This is a genomic window from Pseudoclavibacter sp. Z016 (genome assembly GCF_002931215.1).
Taxonomy (GTDB): domain Bacteria; phylum Actinomycetota; class Actinomycetes; order Actinomycetales; family Microbacteriaceae; genus Pseudoclavibacter.
The window spans coordinates 1-15,890 of record NZ_PSTU01000017.1 but is presented as its reverse complement, the minus strand read 5'-3'; the positions used below and the strand labels follow the sequence as shown (position 1 = coordinate 15,890).

Sequence of the window (15,890 nt, the reverse complement as noted above, 5' to 3'; positions counted from 1 at the left end):
TTGACAAAGAGGAGAGGTTCTCCGTATCGTCCTTCTGAAGTGGAGAGTATCTCCTTTTCGCTGTGGGTGCCAGGCCTCGCACCAGCACGAGAGGCGCGCAGACGTCCTCGCACGCACACGGATATCGACAGGAAGCGAAGCGAATGACGGCCAAGAGCCAGATGATCCTCGGGCTGCACATCGGCAGCGGATACGGCTCGCAGAGCTCAGCATGGCGTGCTCCCGGCGTGGACCCGGCCAACTACACGAGCTTCGACGCGCAGGTCCGGTATGCCCAGGCCGCGGAGCGCGGCAAGTTCGCGTTCCTGTTCTTCCCCGACTTCCCGGGCGAGCAGGTCGACCTGTCCCGTGAATCGTTCATGATCTCCATCGATCCGCTCATGACGCTCGCCGCGATCGCCCGCGAGACCAACCGGATCGGCCTGGTCGCCACCGCATCCACGACCTTCAACGAGCCGTTCACCATCGCGCGCCAGTTCAAGGCACTCGACATCATGAGCCACGGTCGCGCGGGGTGGAACGCGGTCACGACGAGCGACCCGGGGGCGGCCGCCAATTTCGGGCAGCTCGTCGCGCCGAGGCCCGAGCGGTATCAGCGAGCCCACGAGACGATCCAGATCGTCGAGGCGCTCTGGGGCAGCTGGCAGCAGGACGCCTGGGTCAAGGACACGGCGACGGGGCAGTTCGCCGACCGCGACAAGATTCGGCCGATCAACCTGCAGGGCCAGTACGTCGCGTCCCGGGGGCCGCTCAACATCCCACCCTCGGAGCAGGGGCAGCCCGTCATCTTCTCAGCCGGCGGTGGAGCCAACGGGGCCGAGATCGCCGGTCGTCACGCCAGCGGTGTCATCGGGGCCGTGTTCACGATCGATGATGCGCGGGAACAGCGAAACGCTCTCCGGGAAGCCGCTCAAGCAGCCGGTCGCGACCCCGACGACGTGAAGTTCTTCGCCGGGGTGATGCCAGCACTCGGCAAGACCAAGCGTGAGGCGCTCGATCGCCGCGTTGCCCTTGGTGAGCTCTCCGCACCTGCGCGCGTCGGCTACCTGGGCCAGATGCTGAACCTGCCATCGGCCCTGGATCCGGCACAGATCGACAAGCCGCTGACCGCGGGCCAGCTGACCGCCGCGAGTCCGAACCCGTACGACCCGCGCTCGGCGAGGGCCCTCGAGATCGCCCGGGAGGGGTGGACGATCCGCGACATCCTGGCGCACGGCGTCATCGACTATCACCCGACGCCCGTCGGCCCGGCGAGTGTGGTCGCCGACCACATGCAGGAGTGGTTCGAGGCCGGCGCCTGCGACGGCTTCTGGGTGTCGGTCGACGTCAACGAGGACGGCATCGACTCGTTCGTCGACGAGGTGGTCCCGCTTTTGCAAGAGCGGGGCATCTACCCCGACGACTACGCGGGCGCCACGCTCCGAGAGCACCTTGGGGCCCCTGCGCAGTACGGTCAGGACCCGCGGGTCGCCTAGGCAGGCGTTGCTCGAGCCGTCGGACGACGCGGAGTTTGCAGGCCTGCGAGTCGCCGGGGCACGCAGAAGCGGCAGCCGACCGAGTCGGCTGCCGCTTCTGCGTGTTGGTGAGCTCTACTTCTTGAAGGCGTCCTTGACGTCTTCGCCCGCCTGCTTCACGTTGGCCTTGGCCTGGTCGGCCTGGCCCTCTGCGACGAGCTTGTCGTTGTCGGTGGCCTTGCCGAGGGCTTCCTTGGCCTTGCCGCCGAACTCTTCTGCTGCGTTCTTGATCTTGTCTCCTGCGCTCATGGCAGTTCCTTTCTGTTGGGGGTGCGGTTCCTCGGAATCGGGGTGCCGCGGTGGGGAGTCGTGGTTACTGGAGGCGCGTCGACTGCTGCACCTTGGCGCGGAATCCGCCGCTGAGCTGCAGCAGGACCGGCACCTTCTGGCCGAGGAGCGCGTCGAGCGCCTCGAGATTCTGCTCGACGATCGCCATCGCGTCCCTGGGCGAGACGCCGCGTCGGCAGGTCGCCGAGACCTTGAGCATGGGGGCCCGCTTCACCGAGTACGCCGAGACGCTTGTCGAGAGGAACTCATCACGTTCGCCGAGTGCGTCAGCGAGGGCGTCGCGTGCGACGGACACGTCGACGACGGTGCGTCCCGTGTCGGAGCTGCGGTCGTGGATGAGGGTTCCTGTCCGCCCCTGCCCCTGTCGGAGGCTGAAGGCGAGGAGCAGGATGATGCCCACCACGAGGACGGCGACGACGGCGATCATCAGCCAGCTGAAGTCCGTGCCGGGGAAGGGCGTCTGCTGGAGCCAGATACCGACCTGCGTGTTCACGGTTTCGGAGATGGGGGTCCAGGTGTCCTTCGCTCCTGGGAGCCAGGCACCGAGCGCCGCAGCTGTTCCGACCGCGAGCAGGACCAGACCGACGGCGACGATGAGGAGGCGGTTCAGGCCTCGGTTCGTGCTGTTCACGCGCCGACCTTCCCGTTCTCTGCGACGCGGACCTTGGCGGTGACGCGCGGGGTGAGCTCGTACTGCTCGAGCTGCCGGGTGACGGCCGCTTCGATGGAGGCGGCGTCGACCGGCACACCGGAGGCGGGCACGAGGTGGACGTCGGCGCGACGGTGGGAGACCGAGACGGTGACGTTGTCCGGGCTGACGCTGCCGGCGAGGGCCGCGTGCCGGGCGAGCGCCGAGGCGATGACCGCGTTGTCCGCGACGGTTGCGGTCCGCGGCGAGCGCAGGACGTGGCGGGAACGGCGACCGGGGGCGAGGCCTGCGATGAGCAGGATCAGCCCGATGATGGCCACGATCACGCCGGCTGGGCCGACGTACTGGGCGGGCTGCTCGAGCACCCCGAGCGTGGAGGTGAACATGTCAGCCGGTGCCACGAGGAGCGCCGGGAGGGCGAGGAGCGCGAGCACCACCTCGGTGCCGACCCAGGCTGCGACGACGATCAGCAGCACGGCCAGGACGATAGCGAGCGCCGACCGAGGCGAGTGCGTCTCGCGTCTGGAGACGCGGGAGTAGAGCGACGTGTGGCTGCTCATCTGACTCGCTCCTCTGGTTTGATGTCGAGCCCGGTCACCCGCACGGTGACCTGGTCCACGTGGGAGCCGGTGAGGCTCTGCACGCGGTCTCGGATGGTTGTCTTGGCGTTCTCGACTCGCTCCAGGAGTGGACCGCCGCTGCGCGCGAGCGCGTTCGGCTGCTCACGGATTCGGGCGAGCGACGGAACCCCGATGGGGGTCCGCACACGGAGCGCGAGTTTGCCGTTGTGGTCGTCGAGGTCGACGTTGACGCTGCCGGCGTCGACCCCGAGGGCGTCACCGGCGACAGCTGACGCGACACGAGTCAGGGCCTTCGCGGTGAGTCGTGTTGTGCCTCGCTGCGCCGCGCCGTGGTGTGTGGTCGCGGCGATGCTCATGAGGAGGTGTTCCGTCCTCGGATGACGTCGACGAGGGCGCTGGCGTCGAGCTTTCCTTCGAGGATGCGTCCGATGACGCCGCCGATGATCATCGCGATCGCGACGAAGAAGAAGGCCCAGAAGCCGAGGATGATCCAGGTGAGCGCGAGGACTGCGCCGATGAGGATGCCGGTTCGGGTGAGGGATGCGGTGTTCACTGGACTCGCGCTTCTTCCGTCGTGTTGGTGTCGTTGTCTTCGGAGGGGAGGTGGACGTCGTTGACGGTGACGTTGACTTCGGTGACCTCGAGGCCGACGATCGTCTCGACGGCGCGGATCACGTCGGCGCGGACGCCGTCGGCGACGTCCTGGAGGGCGACGGGGTAGTCGGCGACGATGGTGACGTCGACGGCGACCTGCTTCTCGCCGACCTCGACGCTGATGCCCTGGCTCTGGTCGGTGGCGTTGATGGCGTTGCGGATGGCGCCGATCGCGCGGGCCGCGCCGCCACCGAGGTCGTAGACGCCGTGTGCTTCACGGGCGGCGATGCCAGCGACGCGAGCGACGACGCTGTCGACGATCGTCGTCGTGCCGCGTCCGTTCGAAGTCGTCGGGACGACGCTGCTGGACGTCTGAGCCGTGCCGTGGGCGGAAGTCGTGTTGGGTGTGGTGTTCGCCATGATGCTCTTCCTTCTGTCTTTCTGGTCTCTGCCCCCGGTGCAGATGCACCGTGTGGGCTTGTACAGGTGAGACGCAGACGACCCCTGATGTGTCACAAACTCGTTTTCGGCTCTCAGCTTGCGTACAGGTTCGGCGCACGAGGTCGCGTTTTACCCACGTTTTTCCCCGGGGATCGGGGAGATCTCGCGGATGCGAAAGCCGATGTTAAGGGCATCCGGACAGGGCTTCGTCCGTACCTACAGTGAGGTCTCACCGAGTCCAGCGGCATCGCGACTCGTGTGGCACCGCAGCCCCCGCCCGGTGCTCTTCTCGAATTTTCCGAGGCCCCCGCCTCGACAAGGAGTCCCCTATGAGCGCGCTCGAAACCGAAGCCAAGTCCGGCTTGACTCGTCGTTCGCTGGTCACCGGCGCAGTATGGTCCGTGCCGATCATCGCGGCCGCCACGGCCACCCCCCTCGCCTCCGCATCGCAGTGCACGGCCGGAACCCTCGACTGGGCAGCACTCGCGGCTGGCGCGAACGTCACGACGGTGACCGTTCCCGGCACCGCCCCCAGCACCACCGCGACCTTCTCGATCACGTACTCGTCTGGGTCCACTCCGTCGGCGGCCAGCGGTCGGGTTGCGGCGGGCCCCCAGGGCGGCGTCACCGGCAACTACTACCGCATCGAGTTCTCGAACCCGATCCCGAACAACTCGGCGACGGTCCGCATCGCCTTCAACCGCCCGGTGACCGGCCTCAGCTTCTCCCTCCTCGACATCGACGCCACGACAAACGGCTACCGCGACAACGTCGAGGTCCTGACGACAGGGTTCACCGCCGCGCGCCAGGCGCGCGTCATCGGCGCCGGCACGGCGGGGGATCCCTTCCGGATGGATACGCCGTACGGCAACATCGCACCGACGTCCAACCAGGGCAACGTGCAGCTCACCTGGGCAGCGCCCGTCTCGGCCGTCGAGTTCCGCTACTTCCAGCCAGGCGACTCGACCAACTCGCAGAACATGGTCATCGGACTCGGCAACCTCGCCGTGAACCCCTGCTAGCGCTCGGCGGGGACTAGGCCCTCCGAGGGCGCCTCGAGAGCGGCGGCTTCGCCGTCGCGCGCGATCAGTGTGCTCCACAGCTGTGCGATCATGCTCACGCAGCACTCGCGCTCGCTGCCCCCAGCACCGGCGCGACCCCAGCCGACACGAGCGTCCATCCCCGGAAGCGTCCGAACACCGTGAACCCGTCCCCCCAGCAGGAACCGCGCAGTGACCGACTCCGAGCACTGCTCGGTTCCGCCAGCACGTCGCGGGCTGTCGTGATCCGCGCCCCATGGGGCTTCGGGAAGTCGAGGGTGCTCGACGGGTGGGATGAGGGCGACGGTCGCCACGTCGTCCGCGTCGTCATCGATCCAGGGGGCGCGACCCGCGAGAGCTTCTGGCATGACGTCGCAGCGGCCCTCCCCGGGCACGGGTCCGAGCGTTCCTCGCTTGGCGACGCCCGTCCGGCCGAGGCGCTTGTCGAGGACGTCCTCGTGGCGCACCCCCTGACGCTGGTCGTCAACGGGTTCGAGTATCTCGACGAGCAGCCGAGCGTGGAGGCGGATCTCATCTCGCTGCTGACGCGCGCGCCCGGTGTCCGGGTCGTGATCGCCAGTCGACGGGAGACGAGCTTCGAGGACGCGCGCACGCGCATGTCGTTGGATGTGCAGGTCATCGCGGCCGAGGAGCTGCTGTTCACGACCGAGGAGATCGAAGCCGAGCTGCGAAGCGCCGGAATGGGCGCCCCAGCTCTGACCGCCGTCGTCGAACGCGCTTCGGGGCGCGTGCCAGCGCTCGTGAAGCTCAGCCTGCTCGAGCTCTCCGGAGGGGGCCATCCGAACACGGTCGACGTGCTCGAGCGATGGCTGACCCAGCGGCTCGGCGACTACGTCGCTGCGACCATCCTCCGCGGTGACGACGACCTCGCCGCGCTCGCCATCGGCGCGGACCTCCTCGACGAGACCCTGGCGGGTCAGCTCACCGCCCGCCCCGGAGCCCAGGTGCTGGACGAGTTCGAGCGCCGTGGACTCGGCGCACGAGAGCGACTCGTGCTGGAGGACGGCCAGAGCCAGGCGGTGTTCCGCTTCACACCGACCACCGCGCGGGCAGGTCGTGCGTCGCTGCGGGCCAAGGACGCGAAAGCCCTCTTCGGCCAGCGCCGATCCTTCGCCGCCTGGGCCAAGGAGCGAGGCCAACCGCACGCGGCGCTGACCGCCGCGGTCGATGGATCCGACTACGCGCTTGCCTCGAGCATCGTCATGGACCACTGGTTCGAGCTGGGTGACGACCGTCCCCAGGTGGTCGCAGCGCTCGAACGGCTTCCGCGCGTGACGATCGCGCGATGGCCGCTCCTCGGAGTGGAACTCGCCCTCTGCTACCTCGCGATGAAGGACCACCAGTGGCGAGCCGCGGAGGTCTTCGCGCTCAGCCTGACCGGGATCGGGCTTCGACGGGGAACCGCATCTGCCACCGAGCAGCTCATGTACGTGCTCCTCGAGATGGTCGCCGCCAGAACCGTGTTCGGGTCGTACAAGCAAGCCAGGCACCACGCAGATCGCCTCTCGAGGATGCTCTCCGAGTTCCCCGCAGCCGAGTACGAGCACGCCCACCGCGTCATCCCGCACGCGATCTCCCAGCTCGCCGCCACGCAGCTCTTCACCGGGGCGACCCAGGACGCGCTCCAGACGCTCATCTCCGGCACGGCGACCGCGCGCCGCCTGCGCGCACCGCTCCGCGCCCAGTACTTCCCGCTCTCCCTGCGCGCGGGCGCCCACGCGATCGCGGGGGAGCTCGCCGAAGCGCAGCTGGCGATCGTGGAATCGGACAGCGTCCCCGGCCAGGAGCATCGGCACGATGACTACAGCGGCTCGCCCGCTCGCCTCGCCGAGGCCTACCTGCACCTGGAGGCGGGCCGCTACGAAGCAGCCCTGGAGGTGCTCGCGCGGCTCCACCCCCACTACGGCACCATCGAGAACATCCACCTCCTCCTCGAAGCCGAGACCTGGGCGCACATCGGACTGGACCCCGCCCAAGGGCTCGACCGCATCCTGGAGATCAGGAAGCTCGCGGAGCGCCAGCGCCGACTCCCGAGCTACGTGACCGCGCACCTCGACCGTTCGACGGCGCACGTCGCGCTCGCCACCCATCGCGTCGCCCTCGCCGCGCAGTACTCTCGCGGCGTCGACGTGCTCGGGCGTGTGCCGGCAGCCACCCTTCGCGCGAAGGTCGACCTCGCTCGCCAGTCGGACACCGACGCCCTCGGCGTGCTGCTGCGCTATCCGCCCGTGCGCGACACGACCCTGCGCGACCGCATCGACCACGAGCTCACCCTCGCAACTGCCCACCATCGGACCGGACACCGCGACTCCGCGGTCACCCTGCTCCGGAGCGCCGCGGCGAGCCTCACGAACGCCGGGCTGACGCTCCCGCTCCTCGGCCATCGCTCCATCGGACACGCCGAGCTCACGTCGCTCGCGATGGAGACCGGCATCCTCCTCCCGAGCCTGCCAGACAGCCTCAACGCGCCGGAAGAGTCCCAGCACGCCGCGCCGCCGAAGCTCACGCCGAGGGAGATCGCCGTGCTGCGAGAGCTGATGGACAACGCCAGCTACGCAGAAGTCAGCGCGCGCCTCGACGTCAGCATCAACACAGTGCGCACCCAGGTGCGTTCGCTGTACAGCAAGCTCGGGGTGCGTTCACGCGAAGAGGCGATCAACGCCGCGCTCACCATCCATCTGCTCGACGACCAGCGGCGCCCCGGAGGGCGATCAGACCAGGCCGGCCGAACGCAGCTGTGAGCGCAGGCGTCGCATCAGCGCGCCGAGAGTCGTGTACGTGAGCACGCGGATGCAGAAGAGCAGCGCCACGAGCCCGGGCGTCGCTGCGCCTGGGGCGAGGACCAGGAGCGACATCGCGGCGATCGCGGTCCCGCCGGCAGCGCACGCGAGCAGCCACGTCGTCCACGGCACGTCGGTCGTCGTCGCCTCGGCACCTGGGCGGGACCTCCGAAGGACGAGGCGTCCGAGGAGCAGGACGAGCTCCATCACAAGCGCGGGCAGGGAGAGGGCGACGATGGCGATGGCCCCGAGCGGGGTGATCATGAGGAAGATGCCGGTACAGAACGCGACGATGATCGCGCTCCCGAAACGGGGTACGAGCAGCGCTGCGAGCATCGGCAGCATCATCGTCATCGACGCGACGACCGCGTAGGCGGGCGGGTTCACCGTGGCCAATACCGTCGTCACGGGTGCCAGGGCCAGAGCGACCACCGCATTCAGGGCAGCGAGGGCGCCGAGGCGAAGCAGCGCAGAGCTCGCCCAGCGAGTCGGTGCACGTGATGTCCGCGAGTTCATGCAGGTCGTCCTGTCCGTAGCCGGGTGTCTGCTGCCATTCTCCAACCCGGCGGGCCGTTCAGGTCACCCCAGAGGCTGACGCGGGTCCATCCGGCGGAGGACGCGAGCCGTCACGCCCCCGCCCGATGATGGGTCGTCGCGTCATTCCCGAGATCCGGGCCGCGCCGCGAAAGGCATGTCTTGACTTCCCCCTCCTCCTCAGAAGGCGCACCCGCTGCACCTGCACCTGCCCGTGGCCGAATCGCCGCCCTCGACGTCATCCGTGGTGCCGCACTCTGCGGCATCCTCTTCGTCAACATCGCCCCGCTCGTGCACTTCGGCTACGACACCGGCGTGCTCCAGCCCGCCGACCTCGGCGACCCGAGCGGCTGGCTGCAGCTGTTCGTGCAGCAGCGCTTCTTCCCGATCTTCTCGCTGCTCTTCGGGATCGGCTTCGCGCTCTTCTTCGATTCCGCCGCGCGACGCTCGCGCCGACCGAGGCTCGTGCTGCTCAGGCGCCTCCTGATCCTCCTCGCCATCGGCATCCCCTTCGAGTTCCTGCAGAGCGGCTCCGCGCTGTGGCCGTACGCCATCGCCGGCCTGCTCGTGCTGCTCCCGAGCACCTGGCTGCCGCGCTGGGCCGTCGCCGTCGGCGCCGCCGTGCTCATCGTCGCGAGTCTCGCGCTGACGGGTGGCGGCATCACCCTCATCCCGGGCGTCTTCCTCCTCGGCGCCGCCCTCACTCGGTACGGCATCGTGCAGTCGATCGGCCGCTCGCGTGGCGGCTCCGTCGTCGCGCTCCTCGCCTTCACCGCGGCCTCGATCCCGCTCGCGATCTGGCAGGCGGGGGACATCCGGATGTCCGGCTTCGACCTCGCCTCCGGGCTCGCCGGATTCGCGATGGCCGGCGCGTACATCGCGCTGCTCTCACTGCTCATGACGACCCGCGCCGCCCGCGGCCTGCAGACCGTCTTCACGCCGCTCGGCAAGATGGCGCTCACGAACTACGTCGCGGCAGCCCCGCTGATGCTCGCCGCAAGTGCGCTCTTCGACCTGCCCAACAGCACCTCGTGGACGCTGCTGCTCAGCATCGTCGTCGGCATCCTCGTGCTGCAGTGGATCGCGAGCACGCTCTGGCTGCGTGCCTTCACGCAGGGACCGCTCGAATGGCTCTGGCGTTGGGGGACGTGGGGCACGCGTGGGCCCCTCCGGCGAGACTCGGTCCGGAGAGGCGACATGCGCGACACGGAACGCAGTGCTGAGCGGGCGGACACAGCAGCGTGGACGAGCGCTCCTCGACCATGAGCGTGGTCACCGGGTCACCGGGTCACCGGGTCGCTGACGTGCTGCTCGTCGTCGCTTGCTGGACCGCCGTCGATCTCGCCGGGGCGTTCGCGGAGAAGGGGCTCAGGGAGGCCTCGTAGTGTGCACGCCATGGACGTGATGCACCTCGATGGCTCGTCGGATCCCGCCCGAGTCGAGGACCTGCCTGCGCTGCTTGCCGAGCTCGACGATGCGAGTGATGAGGAGCCGGACGTCGGCGCCGGCGACCCGTACGGCTGGTTCGTCACCGCCTTCGCATCCGGAACCGTGGTGCTGTCGCATGCGGCACGACCGCACGAACCGGAACTCGTGCTCTCCGGTGTACCCAGGGATGAGGCCCTCGTCATCTTCACCGAGGTCGTCCGCGGAGAGATGGACGCCGTCCTCGCGCGCCCCTGGGTCGAAGACTGAGCCCTCGGCGCTCCCCGGTCAGCACGGACGCAGGGAGCGCCGGACACGCGGCGACCGTCAGCGCTCGGCCGGCGAACGCAGCAGCGTGAACGAGCCCTCCTTGACCATGAGCGTGGTCACCGGGTCGCTGACGCGCTGCTCGTCGTCACTCGAGAGCGCCAGCTCCCAGGTGCCGTGAGGTGCCTCTGGAACCGTGAACTCGACGGCGTTCTCCGCCGCGTTCAGCAGCAGGGCGAACGAGTCGGCGCCGACGTGCGAGAACACGAACGCGATGGAACGCGCATCCGGGTTCTCCCAGTCCGCGTCGTCGAAGCCACGCGCGTCGGAGCGCAGTACGTCCACGGTGTCGTCGGCACCCGTATCCGGTGCCTGGCGGAACCAGACCGGCCGCAGTGCGGGATGCTCGGCGCGCAGCGAGAGCAGCGTCCGCGTGAACTCGAGCAGCTCGGCGTCGACCGCCTCCCAATCGAACCAGGAGATCTCGTTGTCCTGGCAGTAGGCGTTGTTGTTGCCGCCCTGCGTGCGGCCGAGCTCGTCGCCGCCGAGGATCATGGGCACACCCGCCGAGAGGAGCAGCGTCGCGAGCAGGTTCCGGCGCTTGCGCGCGCGGCGCTCGTTCACCGCCTCGTCCTCGGTGGGGCCCTCCGCACCGCCGTTCGCCGAGCGATTGTCGCTCTCGCCATCCTGGTTGTCCTCGCCGTTCGCCGCGTTGTGCTTGTCGTTGTACGCGGTGAGGTCGGCGAGCGTGAACCCGTCGTGCGCGGTGATGAAGTTCACGCTCGACAGCGGCGAGCGGCGGCTCGCCTCGTACACGTCAGGTGAGCCGAGGATGCGCTGCGCCGTCGTGCCGAGGGTCGCGTCGCTGCCGTTCCAGTAGTCGCGGGCGTCGTCGCGGAACTTGCCGTTCCACTCCGACCAGTCCGCGGGGAACCCGCCCACCTGGTACCCGGCCGTGTCCCACGGCTCGGCGATCATCTTGACCGGCGCGAGCACCGGATCCTGCTGGATGAGCGTGAGGAAGGCGCTGTGCAGCTCCGCGTCGCCGCCCTGACGTGTGAGGGTCGTGGCCAGGTCGAAGCGGAACCCATCAACGTGCATCTCGCTCACCCAGTACCGCAGCGAGTCCATGATGAGCCCGAGCGCCGCCGGGTGGCTCACGTTCACGCTGTTGCCCGTTCCGGTGGTGTCGAAGTAGTGGCTCTCATCGCCCTCCACCAGGCGGTAGTAGGCGGCGTTGTCGATGCCCTTGAACGACAGCGTCGGCCCCAGGTGGTTGCCCTCAGCCGTGTGGTTGTAGACCACGTCGAGGATCACCTCGAGGCCAGCGGCGTGGAGGGCCTTCACGAGCTCCTTGAACTCGGCGACCTGGCCGCCGCCGTCGCCAGCGGCCGCGTAGTCGCCGTGCGGGGCGAAGAAGCCGATCGAGTTGTAGCCCCAGTAGTTGCGCAGCCCCTTCTCCTCGAGGTGGCTGTCCTGCACGAACTGCTGCACGGGCAGCAGCTCGACCGAGGTCACGCCGAGGTCGACGAGGTGCTTGATGGCCGCCGGGTGCGCGAGGCCCGCGTACGTTCCGCGGATCTCCTCAGGCACCTCCGGGTGCAGCTGCGTGAAGCCCTTGACGTGCACCTCGTAGACGACCGTCTTGTCGAGGGGGACACGCGGCGAAACGTCGTCGCCCCAGTCGAAGCTGGGATCGGCGACGACGCTCAGGGGGACCGAGCCTGCCGAGTCGGTGTCGTCGCGCCGCTCCGGCTCGTTCATGTCGTGGCCGAACACCGACTGCGACCACGCGTACTGGCCCTCGATCGCCGTGGCGTGCGGGTCGAGCAGCAGCTTGTTCACGTTGTGGCGGAGGCCACGCTCCGGGTCCCATGGACCATCGACGCGCAGCCCGTAGCGGGAGCCGACCTGCAACTCGTCGACGAAGCCGTGGAAGACGTGGCCCGTGCGGTGCTCGAGGCGCGTCCGGGTCTCAGCCCCGGCCTCGTCGAAGGTGCACACATCCACAGAATCTGCGGTCTCGGAGTACACCGCGAAGTTCGATCTGCCGTCGACGGTGCTGAAGCCGAGCGGATACGGGCGGGAGGGTTCGGAGTTCGACAACGGGGGACCTTCCAATGGCGGGGGAGCTGGGGCCCGGCGCGGATCCCCGCCGCTGAGAGTAGGGCAGGCGATCGGCGTCGCTGCCGACGTTCTCCCAGGTACGAGCGACGCGCATCCACGCACATCACCCTTCTCCCAGCTGACGGGGCGACGCTTCCCGTCTACCCACTCGCTATTCGTCGAAGGAAGACCACCATGAAGGCAACTGTCAACGGAACCGTCATCGCCGAAGCGCCCGAGTCGGAGCTCGTCGGCATCGAGGGCAACCACTACTTCCCGCCGTCCTCGTTGCACTCCGAGTCGTTCACGAAGAGCGACACGCAGTACACCTGCCCGTGGAAGGGGCACGCGCAGTACTGGGACGTCGTCGTGGACGGCGCCACGCACCGTGACGCGGCCTGGAGCTACCCGGAGCCGTTCGACGGCTCGACCGAGCGCGTCGGCCACGACTTCGCCGGCTACGTCGCCTTCGATAAGTCGCAGGTCAGCCTCGGCTGACCGCGCCGCGCCCGCGCGCCCCGCGCCCGCGCGCCCCGCGCCCGCGCGCCCCGCGCCCCGCGAAAAGGTCACTTTCGACCCATCGGAGGGCTGAGGATGGGCGGAAAGTGACCTTTTCGGGGCGGTGGGACCGCGAGGTGAGCCCCGGCCCGCGTGACCGCCGGGCCGCGTTCGCCTGCGTGCCCGACTCCGCACCCGCCTGCCTGTCCGCGTCCGAGTCCGCACCCGCACGCGCGTCCGCACCCGCATGCGCGTCCGCGTCCGCACCCGGATCCCCATCCGCCTCCGGACGCGCCTCGGCCTCCGCGAAAAGGTCACTTTCGACCCTTCGGAGGGCTGCGGATGGGCGGAAAGTGACCTTTTCGGGGCGGTGGGACCGCGAGGCGAGCCCCGGCCCGCGTGACCGCCGGGCCGCCTCCGCACCCGCCTGCGGCCTTCAGCCGGCGGGCCCGCTGCTCGTACCCAGGTATGAGAAATCGAGCGTTCGCCCAATCCCTGCCCGAGGATTTCTAGCGTGAGGGGATGCTTGCGCACAGACTCACCGAAGCAGAGCGGACCCCCACGACGCCGACCGAGATGTGGCTGGCGGCCGCGATCCTCCTCGTGAGCGTCGCGACGATCTGGTTCACAAGATCGCAGGTGACGGAGCAGGTGTATGTCAGCGGATTAGGTGCCACGGGCATGCCAACGGCCGACGTCTTCAACACCGCTCTGCTCGGAATCGGCGTCGGCGCGCTCCTCGGGGCCCCGTCGTTGCACGGCATTCGATCACGGCTGCGCTGGTTGAGCTGGAGCGCATCCGGCACCCTCGTCGCCACGGCGCTGGCGTTCGTGGGGGCATCCCAGGTGACCTGCACGTACGGCTGCCCCATCCCGTTCACGCCGGGCTCGACGCTGCAGGACCTCGTTCACATCGTCTTCGCCGCGACGGGCTTCACCGGGGCTGCCGTCGTCATGGTGCAGCTCGCGACGAGCTCGCTCCCGCGCCTGACGCGGCTCGTCGCCTGGGGAGCTGCCGGCGCGACCGGCCTCGTCGCGGCCGCGGGCGCATCCCTCTCGCTCCTGCGGTTCCGGACGGATCTCGGCGCGACCCTCGAGTTCGTCGCCATGACCGTCGGGGTCGTCTGGCTGGCTGGCGTCCTCGTGCGACAGGCTCTCATTCCCGCCGAACGAGCCCGCGCTACGGTGTTGCCCGTGAGCGTGCTTTCGTGACCGAGCCCAGCGAGGGGCAGCCGACCAGGGCGTCGCGATTCACGCTCGGAGACGCCGCGCTCCTGGCCGTGTACGTGCTCTTCAACGGGTCGATCCTCGGGTGGCAGGCCCTGTACGTCGGCATCCCCGTGGGTGCTCTCGCTCCCGAGCTCGTCATGCTCGCGGTGGGGTGCATCGCCATCTCCCTGCGCCGCGCCGCGCCCGCCGTCGCGATCTCCGCCGCGGCCCTCACCTTCGCGCTGGCGGTGCCGCTGCAGCTCCCCGCCGACCTCTTCGTGCTCGCCGTCGTGACCTACTCGATCGCGGCGGGCGGCACGCCCCGCGTGGGGATCCTCTCGTGGGTCGGCCTCAGCCTCGTCGCCGCGATCAGCGCGTCCACCCTCCGGCTCGTCGTCGACGATCCGCCGCTCGTCGGACGCTGGCAGGTCGACCTCCTCCTCATCCTCGGCGTCGGGGTCGCGGCCCTCCTCATCGGTCTCGCGGTCGGGATGCGCCGCAGGTTCATCGCCTCCCTCATCCAGCTCGCCGAGGAGCTGACTATCGAACGGGACCGCTCCGCTCAGCTCGCGACGCACGCCGAGCGAGCCCGCATCGCCCGCGAGGTGCACGACATCTTCTCGCACGGCCTCCAGGTGATCGTGAGCAGCGCCGACGGCGCCTCGGCGGTCCTGGACCGCGACCCTGACCAGGCTCGAGGGCTGCTGGCCGCCATCTCCGACACGGGGCGACGCTCGATGCGCGAGGCGCGCACCGTGTTCTCGCTGCTCAACGATGCCGAGACTCCGGCCGCCCCTGCACCGCAGCCGTCGCTGGACGCGCTGCCGGAGTTCATCGATCGCTCCCGCGACGCCGGGCTCGACGTGCGGTTCACGGAAGAGGGCACTCCTGATCTCGACGCCACGCGCCAGCTCGTCGCCTTCCGGGTCACGCAGGAAGCGCTCACGAACACGCTCCGCCATGCCGGTCGCGACGCTCGTGTCGATGTGACGCTGACCCACTCGCCGTCCGGTTCGTTTCTCGAGGTCGTCGACGACGGGCCGCCGAGCGGAGCGCCGCTCGGCGCAGCGAGCCGCGGCTCGGGCTCGGGCCTCATCGGGATGCGGCAGCGGCTGGACATCGTGGCAGGCATGCTCGAGGCGGGCCCCCGAGCGCATCATTCCGGCTGGCGCGTTCGGGCCGTGATCCCGTCCGTCGGCGCCTCTGCGGGGAAGGGGCTCCCGTCGTGAAGATCCGCGTCGCTCTCGTCGATGACCAGGACCTGGTCCGAACCGGCTTCCGCCTCGTCCTCGAAGCGGACGGCGACTTCACCGTCGTCGGCGAGGCGTCCGGTGGCCGCGCGGGTGTGGCGCTCGCCGCCCGAACGCGGCCGGATGTCGTGCTGATGGATGTGCGGATGCCCGACCTCGACGGCATCGCCGCGACCCGAATGATCGTCCGTGACAGCCCGGTCCGAGTGATCGTCCTGACCACGTTCGACAGCGACTCCTCGGTCACGCAGGCGCTGCACGCCGGCGCGAGCGCCTTCCTGCTGAAGGATGTGCGCCCGGCCGAGCTCATGCAGGCCATCCGTGACGTCCACGCGGGCGACTTCGTGCTGCCCCCGGCGCTGGCGCGGGACGTCGGGGAGCTCACAGACCCCGACGCCGCTCGCACGCTTCCTCCCGGCGGGGCACCCGAGCTGAGTGTGCTCTCGCCGCGAGAGCTCGAGGTGCTCATCGCGATCGGCCAGGGCCTGAGCAACCCCGAGATCGCGGTCGAGCTGTTCCTCAGCGAGTCGACCGTGAAGTCGCACGTCGGACGCATCCTCGCGAAGCTCGAGCTCCGCGATCGCATCCAGGCCGTGATCCTCGCGCACCGCGCCGGCCTCGTCGGCGGTGGTGCCTAGGGTCGGTCGATCCGGCGCTGGTTCCCATCCGCCGCCCCGCCGCCCGCCCTAGCGC

At 69.4% G+C, this 15,890-nt stretch carries 18 protein-coding genes; 10 read left to right on the top strand and 8 right to left on the bottom strand.

All coding sequences use genetic code 11. From position 1 onward, the window contains the following. The first annotated feature begins 143 nt into the window (after nucleotides 1-143). Nucleotides 144-1,475: an NtaA/DmoA family FMN-dependent monooxygenase gene (locus C5B99_RS15280; RefSeq protein WP_104243626.1), complete on the top strand. Its 1,332-nt coding sequence runs from the start codon at nucleotides 144-146 to the stop codon at nucleotides 1,473-1,475. A 114-nt stretch (nucleotides 1,476-1,589) separates the two neighbouring features. Here the strand turns inward: C5B99_RS15280 and C5B99_RS15275 are convergent, their stop codons facing one another. The 6 genes from C5B99_RS15275 to C5B99_RS15250 form a co-directional block, all read right to left on the bottom strand. Continuing rightward, entirely contained in the window at nucleotides 1,590-1,763 is a 174-nt protein-coding gene (locus C5B99_RS15275) for a CsbD family protein (RefSeq protein WP_104243312.1), read from the bottom strand. Nucleotides 1,764-1,827: 64 nt separating this feature from the next. After that, nucleotides 1,828-2,433 carry a hypothetical protein gene (locus C5B99_RS15270; RefSeq protein ID WP_104243624.1) on the bottom strand — a complete coding sequence of 202 codons (606 nt, stop codon included), beginning with the start codon at nucleotides 2,431-2,433 and terminating at the stop codon, nucleotides 1,828-1,830. Further along, entirely contained in the window at nucleotides 2,430-3,011 is a 582-nt protein-coding gene (locus C5B99_RS15265) for a DUF6286 domain-containing protein (RefSeq protein WP_104243622.1), read from the bottom strand. The genes C5B99_RS15270 and C5B99_RS15265 overlap by 4 nt, the downstream gene beginning before the upstream one ends. Next, complete coding sequence (locus tag C5B99_RS15260; protein ID WP_104243620.1) at nucleotides 3,008-3,388, bottom strand: hypothetical protein; 381 nt, start codon at nucleotides 3,386-3,388, stop codon at nucleotides 3,008-3,010. Before C5B99_RS15260 ends, C5B99_RS15265 begins: the two co-directional genes overlap by 4 nt. Beyond that, nucleotides 3,385-3,585, bottom strand: coding sequence for a DUF2273 domain-containing protein (locus tag C5B99_RS15255; RefSeq protein WP_104243617.1), 201 nt, complete (start codon nucleotides 3,583-3,585; stop codon nucleotides 3,385-3,387). Before C5B99_RS15255 ends, C5B99_RS15260 begins: the two co-directional genes overlap by 4 nt. Further along, nucleotides 3,582-4,046, bottom strand: a complete 465-nt coding sequence (locus tag C5B99_RS15250; RefSeq protein WP_104243615.1) for an Asp23/Gls24 family envelope stress response protein — start codon at nucleotides 4,044-4,046, stop codon at nucleotides 3,582-3,584. The genes C5B99_RS15255 and C5B99_RS15250 overlap by 4 nt, the downstream gene beginning before the upstream one ends. A gap of 350 nt (nucleotides 4,047-4,396) precedes the next feature. Between C5B99_RS15250 and C5B99_RS15245 the strand changes: the two genes are divergently transcribed. Then, nucleotides 4,397-5,089: a hypothetical protein gene (locus tag C5B99_RS15245; protein ID WP_104243613.1), complete on the top strand. Its 693-nt coding sequence runs from the start codon at nucleotides 4,397-4,399 to the stop codon at nucleotides 5,087-5,089. 179 nt (nucleotides 5,090-5,268) lie between these two features. Continuing rightward, on the top strand, nucleotides 5,269-7,869 hold the full coding sequence (locus C5B99_RS15240; protein ID WP_104243611.1) for a LuxR C-terminal-related transcriptional regulator: 2,601 nt from the start codon (nucleotides 5,269-5,271) through the stop codon (nucleotides 7,867-7,869). Here C5B99_RS15240 and C5B99_RS15235 read toward each other — a convergent pair. Next, complete coding sequence (locus C5B99_RS15235; protein WP_146082020.1) at nucleotides 7,840-8,316, bottom strand: hypothetical protein; 477 nt, start codon at nucleotides 8,314-8,316, stop codon at nucleotides 7,840-7,842. The genes C5B99_RS15240 and C5B99_RS15235 overlap by 30 nt on opposite strands. Nucleotides 8,317-8,604: 288 nt before the next feature. On the opposite strand from C5B99_RS15235, the gene C5B99_RS15230 reads away from it, so the two are divergent. From C5B99_RS15230 to C5B99_RS15225, 3 genes are read left to right on the top strand one after another with little or no spacing between them, the layout of a single operon-like run. Further along, nucleotides 8,605-9,708 (top strand): DUF418 domain-containing protein, encoded by a 1,104-nt coding sequence (locus C5B99_RS15230; RefSeq protein ID WP_104243607.1) that lies wholly within the window; start codon nucleotides 8,605-8,607, stop codon nucleotides 9,706-9,708. Continuing rightward, nucleotides 9,705-9,827: a hypothetical protein gene (locus tag C5B99_RS19720; RefSeq protein ID WP_258063389.1), complete on the top strand. Its 123-nt coding sequence runs from the start codon at nucleotides 9,705-9,707 to the stop codon at nucleotides 9,825-9,827. Before C5B99_RS15230 ends, C5B99_RS19720 begins: the two co-directional genes overlap by 4 nt. Before the next feature lie 10 nt (nucleotides 9,828-9,837). After that, nucleotides 9,838-10,137 carry a hypothetical protein gene (locus C5B99_RS15225; RefSeq protein WP_146082019.1) on the top strand — a complete coding sequence of 100 codons (300 nt, stop codon included), beginning with the start codon at nucleotides 9,838-9,840 and terminating at the stop codon, nucleotides 10,135-10,137. A 57-nt stretch (nucleotides 10,138-10,194) separates the two neighbouring features. On the opposite strand, the gene glgX is transcribed toward C5B99_RS15225, so the two are convergent. After that, entirely contained in the window at nucleotides 10,195-12,240 is a 2,046-nt protein-coding gene (gene glgX / locus C5B99_RS15220; protein ID WP_258063388.1) for a glycogen debranching protein GlgX, read from the bottom strand. A gap of 195 nt (nucleotides 12,241-12,435) precedes the next feature. Here glgX and C5B99_RS15215 point away from each other — a divergent pair, with 195 nt between their 5' ends. The 4 genes from C5B99_RS15215 to C5B99_RS15200 all read left to right on the top strand — a co-directional run bounded on the left by C5B99_RS15215 (nucleotide 12,436) and on the right by C5B99_RS15200 (nucleotide 15,835). Further along, nucleotides 12,436-12,738, top strand: a complete 303-nt coding sequence (locus tag C5B99_RS15215; RefSeq protein WP_104243600.1) for a DUF427 domain-containing protein — start codon at nucleotides 12,436-12,438, stop codon at nucleotides 12,736-12,738. A gap of 522 nt (nucleotides 12,739-13,260) precedes the next feature. Then, a complete protein-coding gene (locus C5B99_RS15210) occupies nucleotides 13,261-13,950 on the top strand; it encodes a DUF998 domain-containing protein (RefSeq protein WP_104243597.1) in 690 nt (229 codons plus the stop codon). After that, nucleotides 13,947-15,176, top strand: coding sequence for a sensor histidine kinase (locus tag C5B99_RS15205; protein WP_104243595.1), 1,230 nt, complete (start codon nucleotides 13,947-13,949; stop codon nucleotides 15,174-15,176). Before C5B99_RS15210 ends, C5B99_RS15205 begins: the two co-directional genes overlap by 4 nt. After that, complete coding sequence (locus C5B99_RS15200; RefSeq protein ID WP_104243593.1) at nucleotides 15,173-15,835, top strand: response regulator transcription factor; 663 nt, start codon at nucleotides 15,173-15,175, stop codon at nucleotides 15,833-15,835. The genes C5B99_RS15205 and C5B99_RS15200 overlap by 4 nt, the downstream gene beginning before the upstream one ends. Nucleotides 15,836-15,890 lie beyond the last annotated feature (55 nt).